This is a genomic window from Myxococcus qinghaiensis, from assembly GCF_024198215.1.
GTDB classification, from domain to species: Bacteria; Myxococcota; Myxococcia; order Myxococcales; family Myxococcaceae; genus Myxococcus; species Myxococcus qinghaiensis.
The window spans coordinates 119867-136620 of the sequence record NZ_JAKCFA010000013.1; the positions used below are offsets into that span (position 1 = coordinate 119867).

General features: G+C 70.7%; 13 protein-coding genes. 8 read left to right on the forward strand and 5 right to left on the reverse strand.

Features of this window, described 5'->3' with window-relative positions:
- Positions 1-116 precede the first annotated feature (116 nt).
- From LZ199_RS24620 to LZ199_RS24655, 8 genes are all read left to right on the forward strand, one after another.
- Positions 117-1700 carry a TolB-like translocation protein gene (locus tag LZ199_RS24620; RefSeq protein ID WP_253996195.1) on the forward strand — a complete coding sequence of 528 codons (1584 nt, stop codon included), beginning with the start codon at positions 117-119 and terminating at the stop codon, positions 1698-1700.
- A gap of 349 nt (positions 1701-2049) precedes the next feature.
- Entirely contained in the window at positions 2050-4776 is a 2727-nt protein-coding gene (locus LZ199_RS24625) for a DUF748 domain-containing protein (protein ID WP_253996196.1), read from the forward strand.
- A gap of 312 nt (positions 4777-5088) precedes the next feature.
- Positions 5089-6312 (forward strand): NAD(P)/FAD-dependent oxidoreductase, encoded by a 1224-nt coding sequence (locus LZ199_RS24630; protein WP_253996197.1) that lies wholly within the window; start codon positions 5089-5091, stop codon positions 6310-6312.
- A gap of 36 nt (positions 6313-6348) precedes the next feature.
- Positions 6349-7635 carry a sigma-54 interaction domain-containing protein gene (locus tag LZ199_RS24635; RefSeq protein ID WP_253996198.1) on the forward strand — a complete coding sequence of 429 codons (1287 nt, stop codon included), beginning with the start codon at positions 6349-6351 and terminating at the stop codon, positions 7633-7635.
- Between the two features lie 171 nt (positions 7636-7806).
- Positions 7807-8514 (forward strand): MBL fold metallo-hydrolase, encoded by a 708-nt coding sequence (locus LZ199_RS24640; RefSeq protein WP_253996199.1) that lies wholly within the window; start codon positions 7807-7809, stop codon positions 8512-8514.
- Positions 8515-8644: 130 nt separating this feature from the next.
- Positions 8645-9547, forward strand: coding sequence for a rhodanese-like domain-containing protein (locus tag LZ199_RS24645; RefSeq protein WP_253996200.1), 903 nt, complete (start codon positions 8645-8647; stop codon positions 9545-9547).
- On the forward strand, positions 9544-10584 hold the full coding sequence (locus tag LZ199_RS24650) for a sulfite exporter TauE/SafE family protein (RefSeq protein WP_253996201.1): 1041 nt from the start codon (positions 9544-9546) through the stop codon (positions 10582-10584). The genes LZ199_RS24645 and LZ199_RS24650 overlap by 4 nt, the downstream gene beginning before the upstream one ends.
- Positions 10585-10657: 73 nt before the next feature.
- Entirely contained in the window at positions 10658-12313 is a 1656-nt protein-coding gene (locus LZ199_RS24655; protein WP_253996202.1) for a formate--tetrahydrofolate ligase, read from the forward strand.
- 65 nt (positions 12314-12378) lie between these two features.
- On the opposite strand, the gene LZ199_RS24660 is transcribed toward LZ199_RS24655, so the two are convergent.
- The 5 genes from LZ199_RS24660 to LZ199_RS24680 form a co-directional block, all read right to left on the reverse strand.
- Positions 12379-13539 carry a methyl-accepting chemotaxis protein gene (locus tag LZ199_RS24660; RefSeq protein WP_253996203.1) on the reverse strand — a complete coding sequence of 387 codons (1161 nt, stop codon included), beginning with the start codon at positions 13537-13539 and terminating at the stop codon, positions 12379-12381.
- Positions 13540-13770: 231 nt separating this feature from the next.
- The gene (locus tag LZ199_RS46495) at positions 13771-14847 is read right to left on the reverse strand and encodes a saccharopine dehydrogenase family protein (protein ID WP_323389803.1); all 1077 of its coding nucleotides are present in this window, start codon (positions 14845-14847) and stop codon (positions 13771-13773) included.
- Positions 14848-14942: 95 nt separating this feature from the next.
- Entirely contained in the window at positions 14943-15437 is a 495-nt protein-coding gene (locus LZ199_RS24670) for a PTS sugar transporter subunit IIA (RefSeq protein WP_253996204.1), read from the reverse strand.
- Positions 15438-15756: 319 nt separating this feature from the next.
- Positions 15757-16251, reverse strand: a complete 495-nt coding sequence (locus LZ199_RS24675) for a PTS sugar transporter subunit IIA (protein WP_253996205.1) — start codon at positions 16249-16251, stop codon at positions 15757-15759.
- Positions 16252-16346: 95 nt separating this feature from the next.
- Complete coding sequence (locus LZ199_RS24680) at positions 16347-16703, reverse strand: hypothetical protein (protein WP_253996206.1); 357 nt, start codon at positions 16701-16703, stop codon at positions 16347-16349.
- Positions 16704-16754 lie beyond the last annotated feature (51 nt).

The following is a 16754-nucleotide window of genomic DNA, read 5'->3' on the forward strand; positions in this document are numbered from 1 at the left end:
CCCCTTGACGTGTGCTGACTCACCGTTGCGCGAACACGCGCGTGGGTCCGTCCTGAGTCGGACGCTCACGATGCCTGCTTGCCCACCCATGACGACGTGGCACAGGCTTGCGGGACATGACTCCGCGCGCAGGTCTCCTGTTGTCCATCGTGTGGCTGTTCACCGCGTGCGCCTCGCGTGAGCGCCTGCCGAGCACGGAGCTCCCCACGGGAGAGTACGGAACTCCGCACCCCTTCCTGCTCCAGGCCTCAGCGCCCGATGGACGGTGGCTGCTCGCGTGTCAGGTGCGCGAGGACACCAACCAGGATGGAGCCATCGAGGTCGAGGTGGACTTCCACGGTGAGCTCCTGGGTGACGAGGCCCGGCCCTATCTCTTCCTGGAGCCAGGAGCGGGCGTCGCCATCGAGGACGTGCTCGCGTGGGACACCTCGGGGCGACACCTGGTCCTGGTGCGCGAGGGCGCGCTCCGACTCCTCGACACCGTGAAGGGCACGGAGCAGGTGCTCGCCTCGTGGGCCGCCGACGACGTGGACTCGAAGTCGCCCCAGCCGCCCGTGCGCGCCAGCTTCTCGCGTGACGGCAAGCGCCTGCTCTATCTGCGGCGCGACGAGGCAGGGAAGACGGTGGCGGTGCTGCGGGACGTCGCACGGGGCCAGGAGCGCGTGCTGGACGCGGGGCCTGGGCTGCTCGGACAAGCGTTCCTGCATGACGGCGGGCGCTGGGTCCTCTTCGACGTGGTGGCGGAGGACACCAACGCTGACGGCACGCTGACCTGGCCCCAGGAACAGACCTCCCTGGCTCCCGCGATGTGCCGAGGTCCGGTCAGCTCCAGCACCCATGGCGGTTGGAAGGGAGACAAGCCCGTGCGCCGCCTCCAGCGCCTGGAGGGAGGTCCGCTCCTCGAAGGCAAGGACATCCTTCGACCCTTCGGTGATGGACTGATTCGCACCGCGCCGGATGGTGCGCTCGACTACGAAGACGAGCACGGGCAACGGACGACCTGGGTGCCCGCGAGCTGCCAGGCCCGGCTGTATGACGTGGACGAGCCCCGTCGGCTGCTCGTCGTGGGCTGCACGAAGACGGACTCGGAGGACACGAACCTCGAGTTGCACGGGCCTGAGCTGCACGTGTCACTCGAGCGCGAGGTGTCGACCCGCTCACTGATGAGGAGGCCCATTGAACCGCGACCTCGACTGCTGCCCATCTTCGTCCTGCACGACAAGGACACTTCGAGCACCTACGGCCTGCTCCTCCTGGACATGGAGCGACACGCCCTGGTGACCCCTCCCCTCCCAGACAGCTCATGGGTCCATGCCTTCGGAACCCACGCGCTGCTGGAGGTGAAACCCTCCCAGGACGGCGCGGAGCAGGGGAAGGCTCGACTGTGGCTGTGGAGCGCGGACACGGGCGACCAACGCCTGTTGGGCGATGAGGGCGAATACGCCCACGACATGGCGGGAGAGCGACTGCTGCTCTACATGGGCTGGCTGCTGGACCTGAACACCGCCCAGGTCCTGGGCACCGTGGAGGGAACCCCCCTGGCCATCGACACTCGGGGCAGAGCGCTGCGCTCCACCCATGCCGACCGCCTGGGCGTCCCCATCGGCCCCGTGAAGTGGGAGCCCGCGGTGAAGCCCTCCGTGAAACCCACGAGCCCACCCGTGAATACCCCTGTCGCTCCCCCTCCGAGCGGCCCCTGAGCCGCGCGTTTTCCGGGGGTTGAAGGCGACCTGAGGAGAGATAGCCCCTTCCTTCTCGCCTGCTCCGTGCGCACATCGAGCATGTTGGGTGGCTGGAGGCGCCAGAGGGCCGGCTGGCGCCTCCGTTTCTCGCCCTTGGGACGACCGGACGACCCCGCTCCAGCGGGGCGCCGTGCATTTCCACGCCCCTGCCCCCGTCCTGGGTGCAATGAGTCTTCCCGCCGCACGCAGGAGGTTCTCGCGCCTGACGCGTGCGGCAAGGCCCCGGCTGGGCTAAGCGTCACACCGCAGCCCAGGCCCCGCGCCGGGCCGAGTCCCGGGGCCCGCTCGCTGGAGGAGGTACCAAGCGATGTCCGACGTCGTGAAGAAGAAGCGCCGCTGGCCCTACGTGCTCGGAGGAGTCTTCGCGCTCCTCGTCGTCGTCGTGCTCGGGGTCCTCTGGCGGCTCGACGCCATCCTGCTGAAGACGGCGCGCGAGCAGGCCGCCACCTATTCACAGAAGCTGGGTCGCCCGATTGAAATCGGGGACATCTCCACCCAGCTCTTCCCCACCGTGGGCGTGGAGGTGGAGAACGTCTCCATCGGCGCCGCCGAGGGTGAGGACCTGCCGCTCGCGCAGATGGCGTCACTGGACATCAGCGTCGCGGCCGGGCCCCTGCTGTCCTCGCGGGGCAAGGACATCCAGGTGAAGAACGCCGAGCTGTCCGGCCTCACCGTCAACGTGGTGCGCCTGGCCGACGGCACCACCAACGTGCAGCGCCTGCTGCAGCGGCTGGAGGAGCAGAGCCCGAAGGAAGAAGAGAAGCCGCCCGAGGATGAGTCGCAGCCCACGGACCTCTCCGGCGTCCATGTCGAGCGCGCCGCGCTCACCGACGGCACCATCCGCTTCGTGGACCGCGCGGGGGGACAGGCCGCGCGCGAGCTGGCGGTGAAGGACCTGGATATCGAAGTGAAGGACCTGCGCGCCGGCAAGCCGCTGGTGGTGGACCTGGCCGCGGCGGTGCTCGCGGACAAGCAGAACCTCCAGCTGTCGCTGCACGCCGCGCCGCTGCCTCCCACGCTGATTCCCACGCCGGAGCGCGTGACGCTCAAGGCGCAGAAAATCGACCTGTCTCCGCTGGGGCCGTTCCTGCCTCCCGACGTGGGCCTCCAGGCCGGCACGGTGGACGCGGACTGGAAGGCGGAGCTGGGCGGCGCGGTGCCCGGGGGCAAGGGCCCCACGCGGCTCGTCGGCGTCATCTCCGCGCTGGGCCTGCGCTTCGCGGGCTCGGAGGGTGGCAAGGCGCTGGACGTGGTGCTGGACACGGACGTCGCGGGTGACATCGCCACCGGTGACTTGTCGCTCGACAAGCTGAAGCTGGACCTGGGCCCCGCGAACATCACCGGCAAGGGCCAGGTGAAGGGCCTGCTGTCGGACAAGCCGTCCGTGCAGGGCTTCGAGCTGGTGGGGCGCAACCTGGACCCGGCCGTGCTCGCCGAGTACTACCCGCCGCTGAAGAAGCAGCTCAACGGCATGATTGCCGGCCCCATCGGCCTGGAAGTGCGCGGCAGCGGTACGCAGGACGCGCAGGCCATCAACGTGGACGTGGACCTGACGCCGGTGCGCCTGCGCGTGCCCGCGCAGCTCGTGAAGAGCGCGGGCGGCGCCATGAAGCTCACCGCGAAGGTGACGGGCGCGGCGGCCAGCGGCGGGGCGTTGAAGTTCGACGCGAACGCGGACCTGTCCGGCGTGGACCTGCGGCCCGGCCTGCTGGTGGACAAGTCGCCCGGCCAGCGGATGGACCTGGCCGCCACGGGGACCTATGCGCCCGGCAAGGGCGGCGTGGGCATGAAGGTGGAGGTGCCCAAGATGACCGCGAACATCCTGGCGGACACGGTGACGGGCAGCGCGTCGTTCGCGCTCGCGGGGGTGGGCAAGAAGCAGACGACGACGTTCTCCGCGGACGTGAAGGCCCACAAGCTGGACGCGGACGCGCTCTTGTTCGACGAGGAGGAGCTGGCGGCGCGCAACGGCGGCACCGTGCCGGCGCCCGAGTCGGCGGAGCTGCCTCCCGAGGACCCCGCGCGCTTCAACGGCTACCGGGGTGACATCCGCTTCGCGGTGGGTGCGCTGCGCTACAGCAAGATGGACCTGAGCAACGTCACGGGCGTCATCAAGATGACCGACGACCTCATCACCGTGGAGAAGTTCTCCTCGGGCGTCTTCGGCGGCAAGGTGGCCGCGGACGGGACGACGATTCGCCTGGGCCCCGCCGCCGCGCAGCGCCCCTTCGAGGCGAAGGTGAAGGTGGACGGCGTGCAGATGGCGGAGGCGATTGCGCAGGCCACGCCGAAAAAGGTGATGACGGGCACGTTCAACGGGAACGTGGACGTGAAGGGCGTCGGCTACACGCCGGAGAAGCTCAAGGAGACGCTGCTGGGCGGCATCAGCGGCAACATCCTGGGCGGCACGCTCTTGGGCAAGGACCTGGTGGCGTCCGTCTCCGAGCCGCTCGCCAAGGCCCTGCCCTTCGCCTCCAAGGCGCTCAAGAGCGGCGAGGTGACGTCGCTGAGTGAGAACCTGCCTTTCGGCGTGCAAATCAAGAACGGCGTCGCGCAGCTCTCCAAGCCCATCACCTGGACGCGGCCGGAAGCGGCGATGAGCTTCGACGGCGGCATCAAGCTGGACGGTACGCTGGACCTCATCGGCTCGGTGGCGCTGACGCCTTCCACGGTGAAGACGTTGACCTTGGGCAAGGTGACGCCGCCCTCGGATATCCCCGTGGGCCTGAAGCTGACGGGCCCGGCGTGGAAGCCCGAAGTCACGGGCGTGGACGTGAAGCCGGCGGTGACGACGCTCGCGAAGCTGGCGGCCTCGTCGCTCGCGGGCAACCTCATTGGCGGCAAGCGCGGCGAGCAGGTGCAGCAGGTCATCGAAGGCGGCGAGGAGAAGCTGCGCGCCGACGCCGAGGCCAAGCGCAAGGAGCTGGAGGCCAAGGCCGCCGAGGAGAAGGCGCGGCTGGAGGCCGAGGCGAAGAAGCGCGCCGAGGAAGAGGCGAAGAAGCGTCTGCGCGGCATCTTCGGCAACAAGAAGTAGCCCAGCCCGCCTCACGGGTCCGCGGGCCAGGGAAGCTCCCTGGCTCGCATCCGGGGCTCGCGGGCCCACTCCGGCCCGCTGACGATGCTCGGGCCGGTCTGCGCCACCGTCATGCCCCTGACGTTTCATGAAACGCGCTGAAACGGTGTGAAACACCCCACGTTCCCGAGCGACATGCGTGTCGCCCTCGGGGACAATGGTGGCACGCGCCCTGCTTGAGGCCCCCTGTCTACGTCCCCAGACAGGACAGGAAGCGAGCGCGAGATGCCCCCAAGCGAGGACCGAGGCTGCACGGACCCAGCGGTGACGCCCATGCCCCACGTGGCACCCGTGAGCGAGCGTCACCGGGTCCTCATCATCGGCGGAGGCACGGCCGGCATCTGCGTGGCGGCGCGCCTGGCTCGACTGGGCCAGGAGGGCGTCGCGATTCTGGAGCCCTCCGAGCGCCACTACTACCAGCCACTCTGGACACTCGTCGGCGCGGGTGAGGCGCGCGTCGAGGACACCGTGCGCGACGAGGCCAGCCTCATCCCTCGCGGGGTCAAGTGGCTGAAGGACGCCGCGGAGGAGGTGGACCCCGTCCGTCGCGAGGTCCGCACGCGGGGCGGGCTGCGCGTGGGCTACGACTTCCTCGTCGTCGCGCCTGGCATCCAGCTGGACTGGGACAAGGTGGCCGGCCTGCGTGACGCGCTGGAGACCGAGCACGTCAGCAGCAACTACGATGTGAAGCTCGCCCCCAAGACGTGGCGGATGCTCCAGCGCTTCCAGGGTGGCACCGCCCTCTTCACCCAGCCCGCCACGCCGGTGAAGTGCGCGGGCGCGCCGCAGAAAATCATGTACCTGGCCGCCGACCACTTCCGCCGCACGGGGGTGAGCGAGCGCTCGGAGGTGGTGTTCGGCTCGGGCGCCAAGGCCATCTTCGGCGTGCGGCCCTATGCCCGCGTGCTCGAAGACGTGGTGAAGCGCTACGGCATCCAGACGCACTTCGAGCACAACCTCGTCGCCGTGGACGGCGCGCGGCGCGAGGCCATCTTCGAGACCACGCGCGACGGGCGGAAGACGCGCGTCACCCTGCGCTACGACTTGCTGCACGTCACCCCGCCCCAGAGCGCGCCGGACTTCATCAAGAACAGCCCGCTGTCCTCGCGTGAGGGTGCGTGTGTCGGCTGGGTGCGCGCGGACAAGTACACGCTCCAGCACCCGAGCTTTCCCGAAGTCTTCGCGCTCGGGGACGCCTCCGACCTGCCCACCAGTCGCACGGGCGCGGCCATCCGCAAGCAGGCGCCGGTGCTGGTGGAGAACCTCCGCGCCGTCATGGCCGGCCGCGTCCCCACCGCGCGGTATGACGGCTACGCGTCCTGCCCGCTCACCACGGGCTACGGCAAGCTGCTGCTCGCGGAGTTCGACTACGAAGGCACGCCCGCGCCCAGCTTCCCCCTCATCGACACGCTCAAGGAGCGGCGGGACATGTGGCTGATGAAGAAGTACGGCCTGCCCCAGCTCTACTGGAATTGGATGATGCGCGGACGCGCCTGAGTGCGAGCCGCCGCGCGCCGGGCTATGCACTGACGAATGCCCACGTCCCGTCCCCCACGCCCGTCCCAGCTCGCCCTGTCCGCGCTCGATGCGCTGTCGGGCGCCGTGCTGCTCGTGGATGCGAGCCGGCGCGTGGTGGGCCTGACGCCCGCGCTGGAAGCACAGCTCGACGCCGCCGTGCGCGAGGGGACTCCGCTGTCGGAGGTGCTGGTGCCCCAGGGCGGCGCCGAGCGCCTGGAGACCGTGCTCGCGACGGGCCGTGAGACGACGGCGCGGCTGCGCTCGCATGCGGTGCGCGTGCGCGCGGTGGCGCTGGAGAAGGAGGGCTGGGCGCTCACCGTCACCCGGGAGCCCACCGCGAAAAGCACCGAGGGCGCCGAGGTCTTCCACGGCCTGTGGACCCAGGACGCCGAGCTGCGGCGGGTCTTCCGCATCGTCGAAAAGGTGGCCCGCGCGGAGTCGAGCGTGCTGGTGCGCGGCGAGTCGGGCACGGGCAAGGAGCACATCGCCCACGCGCTGCATGCGCTGTCCACGCGCGGCAAGGGGCCGCTGCGCGCCATCAACTGCGCCGCACTGCCTCCGAACCTCCTGGAGAGCGAGCTGTTCGGCCACGTGCGCGGCGCCTTCACCGGCGCGGTGCGCGACAGTCCGGGCCACTTCCGGCTGGCGCACGGCGGCTCGCTGTTCCTGGACGAGGTGGCGGAGCTGCCGCTGGACCTCCAGGCGAAGATGTTGCGCGTGCTGGAGACGCGCACCGTCATCCCCGTGGGAGGCAGGGCGCCGGTGCCGGTGGACGTGCGCATCATCGCCGCCACGCACCGGGCCCTGCGGCGCGAGGTGGAGGCGGGCCGCTTCCGCGCGGACCTGATGTACCGGCTGCGCGTGGTGCCCATCTTCCTGCCCACGCTGCGCGAGCGCCGAGGAGACATCCTCCCGCTCGCCCTGCGCTTCCTGGGAGAGCTGCACCAGCGAGGGACGCGACGCGTGGAGAAAATCGCCCCGGGCGCGCGCCGGCTGCTGGAGTCACACGGGTGGCCGGGCAACGTGCGCGAGCTGCGCAACGTGATGGAGTACGCCTACGTCATCGGCGAGGGCGCGGTGCTGCGCGAGGCCGACCTGCCTCCGGAGTTCTCCGAGGCGAAGAACGCGCCTGCCGACAGTGTCACCCTCTCCCCGAAGGAGGCGGGCCCGCTCGACGCGCAACGGGTGCGCGCGGCCCTGGCCCGAGCCGGCGGCAACCGCTCCGAGGCCGCGCGCCTGCTCGGCGTCAGCCGCGTGACGCTGTGGCGCCGCCTGCGCGCCCTGGGCGAGGCCACGCGGTGAAGCCGTTTCGCCGGCGCGGCAACTGTTTCACCAGGGTGTTGCAGGTGTTTCCCGGGAAACGACTCGCGGCCCGAGCGGGGTCGTTCTCACGGGGCAGCGCAGTCCTGGCACGACGCTCGCAATATCGTCAGGCCAGCACGCACGACGGCCTCCTCAGGAGGGAAGTGGACCATGCTCTTCCGACAGCTCTTCGATGCGGAGTCCTCGACCTATACGTACCTGCTGGCGGACCTGGCGACGCGGGAGGCCGTGCTCATCGACCCCGTGCTGGAGCAGGCGGAGCGGGACCTGGGGCTGATTGAGGAGCTGGGGCTGAAGCTGACGGTGGTGCTGGAGACGCACGTGCACGCGGACCACATCACCTCGGCGGGCCTGCTGCGGGAGCGCACGGGTGCACGGGTGATGGCCTCCGCGCGAGGGGCGCCGTGTGTGGACAGGACGCTGGTGCACGGGGACCGGGTGCGCGTGGGCGGGCTGGAGCTGAGTGTTTTGGAGACGCCGGGGCACACCGACGACAGCCTCTGCTTCCTGTGTGACGGGCGCCTGTTCACCGGCGACACGTTGCTCGTTCGCGGCACGGGCCGCACCGACTTCCAGAATGGGGACCCGGGGCAGCTCTACGACTCCATCACCCGCGAGCTCTTCACGCTGCCCGACGCGACGGAGCTGTATCCCGGCCACGACTACGCGGGCTTCACCATCTCCTCCGTGGGCGAGGAGAAGCGGCACAACCCGCGCCTCGCCGGCAGGTCGCGCGAGGACTTCATCCGCTTCATGAACGAGCGACAGATTCCTCCGCCGCGCAAGCTGGACGTGGCCGTTCCCGCCAACCGCGCGTGCGGTCTGGACACCGAGCCCTCGGCTCCGTCATCCGCGTGACGTGACGTGCCTTCGGGCATGGCTGCGTCTCTCTGTTCTCCGTGTCGAACCGCCTCCCGCGAGGGAAGCGGAGCGGCACCTCATTGCCCGCGTTCCGTCACTGGCGGCGGACCGGGAAGGAGTCATCGTCTTGAGTCACCTCTACGACAGCGCGCACCCTCAACCCGCTGGCTACCGCGATGTGGACGTGCGGCCGCTCGCGACCGAGCGGCCCCCGGGCCTTCGCCTGGTGGATGTGCGAGAGCCTTCCGAGCTGGAGGGCGTGCTGGGGCACATCGAAGGCGTGAGCCCGGCACCGCTGGCCACGGTGCGCGAGGCGGTGGCCCCGTGGCCTCGGGACACGGAGGTGCTGCTCATCTGTCGCTCGGGGGCGCGTTCGGCGAAGGCCGCCGCGCAGTTGGTGGAGCTGGGCTTCACGCGGGTGATGAACCTGCGCGGAGGGATGCTCGCGTGGAATACGGAGGAACTGCCCGTGGTGCGGCTGCGCTCTGGCGAACCGCCGACCCTGACTGACGTGCGTGACACGCTGCGCGACCGTCTCCAGGAGGCATTGCCGCGAGAGTCCTCTCGAGCGGAGCCTGGCGCCGTGATGGACGCACGCCAGGCCATGCCTCCGCCGAGGCTGGAGGCACCGCCGCGAGAGTCCTCTCGAGCGGAGCCTGGCACCGTGTTGGACACACTCCTGGCCACGCCTCCTCCGAGGCTGGAGGCACCGCCGCGTGAGCCCTCACGCGCGGAGCCTGGCGCCGTGATGGACGCACGCCAGGCCACGCCTCCTCCGAGGCTGGAGGCACCGCCGCGAGAGCCCTCACGCACGGAGCCCGGCACCGTGCTGGACACACTCCTGGCCACGCCTCCATTGAGGCAGGAGACACCGCCACGCGAGCCCTCTCGCGCGGAGCTGACCGCCGCATTGGACGCGCTCCAGGCCTCGCCCCCTTCGGGGCTGGTGGACCCCGCGAGCTTCGAGCGGGCGCTGCGAGAGCTCAGGGACTTGCTCGCGGTCGCAAGGCCCGGGGGCACCTCGCGATGATGCTGTACGTGGGCCTCGCGGGCGCGTTGCTCGTGGGCGTGTTGTTGGGATTGCTGGGCGGCGGTGGCTCCATCCTCACGGTGCCACTGCTGGTGTACGTGCTCGGCGTGGAGCCCCGCACGGCCATCGCCATGTCGCTGGTGGTGGTGGGGGTCACCAGCGCCAACGGAGCGCTCCTTCATGCGCGAGCAGGACGGGTGCGGTGGCGCACCGCCATCGTGTTCGGCACGGGCGGAATGGCTGGCGCATTCCTGGGTGGGAAGCTCAATCCCCTCTTCTCGTCGAGCACGCTGATGCTGCTCTTCGCGGGCGTCATGGTCGCCGCCGCCATCGCGATGCTGCTGCGCGCGGAGACGACACGGGCGTCCATCGCGACGACGGGCACGGTGTCCACCGAAGTCGCCACGCACGCACCAGGACGCAAGGCGGAGAACTCCTCCACCGACACGAGCCATGCGGACGGAACAGCGCCCCCTCTCCTCACGCCGTGCGGCCTGTTCCACTCCACCCCGCGCGGGCTCGACGGGGACACACTCTCCGCGCGCCGCGTGGGACGAATCGTCCTTCAGGGCATGGGCGTGGGACTCCTGTCGGGGCTGGTGGGCGCGGGCGGCGGATTCCTCATCGTCCCCGCGCTCGCCCTGGTCGGCCTGTCCACGCCGATGGCCACCGCCACTTCGCTGGTGGTCATCGCGCTCCAGTGCGCCGCCGGGCTCGTCGGACACCTGGGCCACCTGGAGCTGCCGTGGAGACTCACCGGCGAGGTCCTCGCGGTGGCGCTGGTGGGAAGCGTGCTCGGAGGAAAGCTCGCGGGCCGCGTGGCGCCGGGCTCGCTGCGCAGGGGCTTCGCCGTCTTCGTGCTCGCCACCGCCACCTTCCTGTCGTGGGCCCAGCTCCCCATCGACCTGCGCGCACGACTGGGACAGGGGCTCTCCAGCGCGGGGGCCTGGCCGTGGCTGGCGATGACCGTGGGCGTGGGACTTCCCGTGGCCTTGCTGTGGCGGCTGCGCGTGGTCCGTCAACGCGCGGCGCGGTGACATTGACGCCGGCAAGGCATCCCGCGCACTTCCCCCGTTGACCCGTGGCGCCCGCGCGTCGAGAGTCCTCGGCATGACGCTGAGACCCATCGCAGAAGTGGGCGCCGAGCTGGGCCTGGCGCCCGACGACGTGCATCCCTGGGGAACGAACCGCGCCAAGGTGTCCCTCGGCGCGCTCGGCAAGCAGGCAGGTCGGCAGGGCCGGCTCGTGCTCGTCTCCGCCATCAACCCCACGCCTCCGGGCGAGGGGAAGACCACCATGTCCGTGGCCCTGGCCATGGGCCTGCGTCGGCGCGGACGTCGAGCCGTGGCGGCGCTGCGTGAGCCGTCGCTCGGTCCCGTCTTCGGCGTGAAGGGCGGAGGCACCGGCGGCGGACAGTCCAGCCTGGAGCCCGCGGCGGACATCAACCTGCACTTCACCGGAGACCTGCACGCCATCACCAGCGCCAACAACCTGCTCGCCGCGCTGGTGGACAACGCCGTGTATTACGGCCAGCCGGTGGCCATCGACTCCACGCGCGTGCGGTGGCGGCGCGCGATGGACATGAATGACAGGTTCCTGCGCAACGTCATCATCGGCCTGGGCGGCAAGGCGCACGGCGTCCCGCGCGAGGCCGCATTCGACATCACCGCCGCCAGCGAGGTGATGGCCATCCTCGCGCTGTCGGAGAACCTCAAGGACCTGGAGGAACGACTCGGCCGCGTCGTGGTGGGCCACTCGCCCGACGGCAAGCCCGTGCGCGCCCGGGACGTGGACGCGGCGGCGGCCATGGTGGCGGTGCTCAAGGACGCGCTGATGCCCAACCTGGTGCAGACGCGCGAGGGCGGCCCGGCGCTGGTGCACGCGGGGCCCTTCGGCAACATCGCCCACGGGTGCAGCTCCGTGGTGGGCACGCGGATGGGCCTGGCCTACGCGGACGAAGTCGTCACGGAGGCGGGCTTCGGCTTCGACCTGGGCGCGGAGAAGTTCCTCGACATCAAGTGCCGCAACACCGGCCTGTGGCCCCGAGGCGTCGTGCTGGTGGTGACGCTGCGCGCGCTGAAGTACCACGGCGGCGCCCCGCTCGCGCGCGTAGCCGAGCCGGACAGCGCCGCGCTGGCTCGCGGCTTCGCGCACCTGGAAAAACACCTGGAGTCGGTGAGCGCCTTCGGCCTGCCGGCCGTGCTGTGCGTCAACCGATTCCCGCAGGACACGGAGTCGGAGCTCGACGAGTTGCGCGCCTTCGGCAAGGAGCGCGGCGTGGAGACTGCCGTGTGCGAGGGCTTCACGCGCGGAGGAGAAGGCGCGCTGGACCTGGCGGACCGGGTGCTCGCGATGCTGGACGCGACGGACGCGGCCCCGCCGACGCCGCGCTTCCTCTACGACGTGAAGCAGTCGCCCGAGGAGAAGGTCCGCGCGATTGCCCGCACGGTGTACGGCGCGGACGACGTGGCCTTCACGGCGTCGGCGCGCAAGGACTTGGAGATGGTGCGCGAGCTGGGCGGCTCCGAGCTGCCGGTGTGCATGGCGAAGACGCACCTGTCGCTGTCGGATGACCCGACGAAGCAGGGCCGGCCGCGCGGCTTCACACTCACGGTGCGCGAGGTGCGCCTGTCCGCGGGCGCGGGCTTCATGGTGGCGCTCACGGGCGACATCCTCACCATGCCGGGCCTGCCTCGCGAGCCCGCCGCGCGGCGCATCACCGTCCACGAAGACGGCCGCATCACCGGGTTGATGCAGGGCGAGTAGCCGTCGCCCGGTACATCCCCACGAGCGCGGGCGGCCCGGACGTCGGGCCGCCACCCGCGCTCGGCTCAGACGCGGAACGACGTGGACAAGTCCTGGAGGCGGCCGAGCGTGGCGTTGATTTGAGTCACCGCCTCCTCCGCCGTCATGGTGGAGGTGACGACGTCCGCCATCATCGAGGAGAGCTGCGTCATCACCTCGGTCATCTGCGCGATGCCCGCGTTCTGCTGGGTGACGGAGGCGACAATCTGGCGCGCGGCCTGACTGCTCTCCTGCACCACCGTGGTGATTTCCTTCAGCGAGCTGGCCGAGGACAGCACCTGCTCGATGTTCTCCTCCATCTTCTCGCTGTCGCCCTCGGCAATCGACGTCGTCTGGCGGATGGCCTGGTTGATTTCGAGGAGAATCTTGCCGATGCGCTGCGTGCTCTGGAGCGACTGGCCGCTGAGCGCGCGCATCTCCCGCGCCACCACCGCGAAGCCTCGGCCCTCTTCACCCGCGCGCGCGGCCTCAATCGCCGCGTTGAGCGCCAGCACGTTGGACTGGTCCGCCAAATCCTTCACGCTGCTGATGATTTCGCCGGCGTGCACGGCCTGGTCGCTCAGGTGCGCGATGCTGCCCACCAGCGTGCCCACCCGCTGACGAATCTGCTGCATGCCCTCCGCGCTCTGCTCAATCGACCGCTGGCCCGAGGAGCTGAACGCATCCGCTTGCGCCGCCACCTTCAGCACCATCTCCGCGCGGCTGGCCGCCATGCTGGAGGTCTGCGCGATTTCGGCGATGGTGGTGCTCGCCTCGGTGAGGCTGCGGGACTGGTCGGTGAGGAAGTTCACCTGGTCCTGGCTCGCCTTCGTCAGCCGCGTGGCCGCCGAGGACAGCTCCGTCACCACGGACCGCAGCGTCGCGGGCACCTCACGCAGCCGGTTGACCATGACCTGGAGACTGCGGCCCAGGTCGCCGATTTCGTCCTGCCCGGCCGTGTCGATGGGTTGGGTCAAATCCCCGTCCTGGGCGATGCGCTGCGCCACCGCCGTCAGCCGCGCCATGGGCTCCGCCACCTCGCGGTGCAGCCAGATGGACAGCGCCACCATCAACGCCAGGCACACCAGCGACAGCGCCCCCACCAGCCACGAGGCCCCGTGCGCCAGCACCACCGAGAAGATGACCGCCAGGAACACCGCGGCGACGGCTGGAGACAGCATCACTTTCTGCTTCAGCTTCAATCGCACCGAACCCCCTGCCTCTCAGCGACCCTCAAGAGCGTGCTGCGCCAGCTCATGTCGCCATCCTTCCGTGGGGCCCCGTGGACCCCCTGAAGTTCGGACGGACCGGTGATCCGCCGAAGCACAGGATAGCCAACTGAACACTGGCTGCTAAGCCACCCCCAAAAGGTCATCCCACAGTGCCAGCCCAGGAGTTTCCACCAGTCTGGGTTGAAAAAGACACCACCTTTGGGTGGATCACCCCAGGGAGTCGAGGCGCCGGCAGCCGTCGATGCGGAGGACGAAGTCGGCGCCGAAGGCTCCGGCGGGGGTGAGGGCGCCCGGGGAGGGCTGGGCGAGCAGCTCCTCCACGGCGTGGAGGGAGGCACGGGCGGTGAAGACATAGCCCTCGGGGACCTCCAGCCAGGCCTGGGCGGAGCGGCCGTCGGGGGCGCGGGCCTGGGCCCAGACCTGGGAGCGTCCGGACAGGCGCATGTCGGCGGTGGGGCCCGTCACGCGGGACTCGACGAGCTTCATCAGGCCGTCGCGCACGGGGCCGACTTTCAGGAGCTGGCGGAGGGCGGGGTAGGTCCACCGCAGGGCGCGGGCGGAGGACGAGGGGAAGGCCATGTAGGTGGTGATGTTGGGGATGCCGGTGGTGCGGTAGGCGGTGGAGAGGTCGCCCCAGGGGATGGGCATCACGGTGCGCTCGCGGTCGATGAAGCGCTGGGGGCGGGCGCCCTGTCCCATGGGGTAGGGCTGGAGGACGCCGTCGCGGCGGACCCTGCCGCCCTCGGGGAGCTGGAGGAGGGCGGACTTGGTGGTGCCGGGGCTGGCCTGGGAGCCGGCGGCGATGGCGATGTCCAGCTCGGTGGCGCCGGGGACCTGGTCGGCGACGTAGCGGGCGAGGCAGTCGGTGGGGACGACGTCGAAGCCGACGCCGGACATGAGCGAGACGCCGCGCTCCTTGGCTTCGGCGTCATGGCGGAAGGAGCCCTCGAAGACGGGAATCTCTCCGGTGATGTCCAGGTAGTGGGTGCGCGAGGCGAGACAGGCCTGGCGCATGGGCTCGCTGGTGTGGACGAAGGGCCCGGCGGCGTGGAGCACCAGGGGCAGGCCCTCCATGGCGGCGGTGAGCTGGCGGGCGTCATCCAGGGCAGCGGGACGGACCTCCAGGCCGAGCGCGTCAGCGAGGGGGGCCAGCTTCTCCCGAGAGCGACCGGACAGCACGGGGCGGTGGCCACGACGCACGGCCTCCTCGGCGATGAGGCGGCCGGTGTAGCCAGAGGCGCCATACAGCAACCAGCGGGGAGTCGAGCTCGAAGTCGTCGTCACGGCCGGCGACGCTAGCAGGCGGGCCAGGCGCGGGCCGGCCCGGGTTCGGGCTGTGCTCGCTATCTGTCAGCGTCCTTGCTCCAGCCGCCCCACCCTCACCGGGCCAGGGCGACTTCGGACCGGTGATTCACGTGCGCGTCCTCGACGCAGACGAGCAGCGCGCGCAGGGCCGCCGGAGACGGGGCCGTCAGGAGCGCCTCGCGAAGCCGGGCATTGCGCAACAGGGCGCCGATGCGCGCCAGGACGCTCAGGTGCAGCCCGGCCGTGTCCGGCGGCGACACCATGCCCACGAAGATGCGCCCTTTCCCTCCGTCGGGCTGGCCGAAGTCCACGCCCTGGGGATGGATGCCCACGCAGGTGACGATGCGCGGCACGCCGACGAGCCGACAGTGCGGCACCGCCACGCCCCCCACCATCGCCGTCGAGCCCAGCTGCTCGCGCGCCAGCAGATGCGACGCCAGCTCCTTCGGGGACACCCGCGCCCGGGCCGCCATCAGCCCCGCCAGCTCGTGCACCACCCCCACCCGCTCGCGCGCCTCCAACGTCAGGCGGACAGCTTCGACCTCCAAGAAATCAGTCCACCGCAGCATGGCTCACCTCCTCGGGCCCACCGCCGCCTCCCGAGTCGGCGCAGAGATGTGTCCACCACCGCGATTCCGCATCCCTCTCCTGTTTTTCTTCGAGCCCACTACACACTTCTCTCGGGTTATTCGGGGTCAGTCGCTTCGACCCCGCCCCGCTCGCTTTTTCTCAACCTCGTCGAAGGCGACTCCACCGCTCACCGCGTCATCGAGTGAGGACCCTGAGCGCACCGGGAAGCGAGGCCCGCTTCCGCGCCCCGTCACACGCCCCGCCGTCCTCGGCCCGCTGTCCGTGCGCGACATCCACCTCGTCCTCCAGGGCAGGCCCTCACGGAGACAGCGCGAGCTCGTTGCGGAGCGGCAGGTGCGCTTCCTCCGCGCTGACGAGCAGCTCGTGCATCGCCCCGGCGGAGGGCGCGGCCCCAAGCGCCGTTCTCAGCCGCTCATCGCTCAGCAGCGTCGCGATGCGGGAGAGCACGTTGAGGTGCAGCCCGGCCGTGTCCGGCGGCGACACCAGCCCCACGTAGATTCGCACCAGCCCGTCCTCCGGCGCGCCGAACGCCAGCCCGCCCCGGTGGAGGCCCAGGCAGGTGACGATGCGCCCGGCGCGCGCATGGCGACAGTGCGGCACCGCGACGCCGCCCTCCATCGCCGTCGCGCCGAGCTGCTCGCGCGCCAGCAGGTGCACCGCCAGCTCTCGCTGGGGAACCCCCGCCCGGGCCGACATCAACCCCGCCAGCTCATGCAGCACCGCCACCCGGTCTCTCGCCGCCAGCGACAGGCGGATAGCCTCCACGTCCAGGAACTCGGTCCACCTCAACATGCCTTCCTCCCAGGGCGACACCACACCGCCCGCACCGCCACTCACCCGCGGGACGCTGGCGCGAAGCCCTTCGCGCGCGCGTCCCACGTCGGACCTCACCCCATCGCCGCCACGCGCTCGCGTCCGGACAGGACGATGCACGCGGCCAGCACTCGCGCCGTGAAGGCGTCCCGCTCGTCGTCGTCGAAGGCCCGCGCGAGCTGCTCGGGGTCGTCATCCAGGAACAGCGTGGAGCCCAGCCGGTCATACACATGCTCCAGCACGCCTCTGCAGCACGAGCACCGCCGAGCGCCGCTCAAGGCATGTTCAGCACGCGCCCGGGCCTCGACCAGTCGCTCCACGCCCAGCAGGCGGACCGCCTTGAGCGGTGCCTCACCGAGCGACGGACCGACCTCCTTGGCGGCCAACGCGTGGAACAACGGCAGTGACTTCACGAAGCGGGGCAGCCACATGGGTCCTCCGTGCCGGGCCCTCATGACCCGCCGCACGTGCCTTCCCATCGC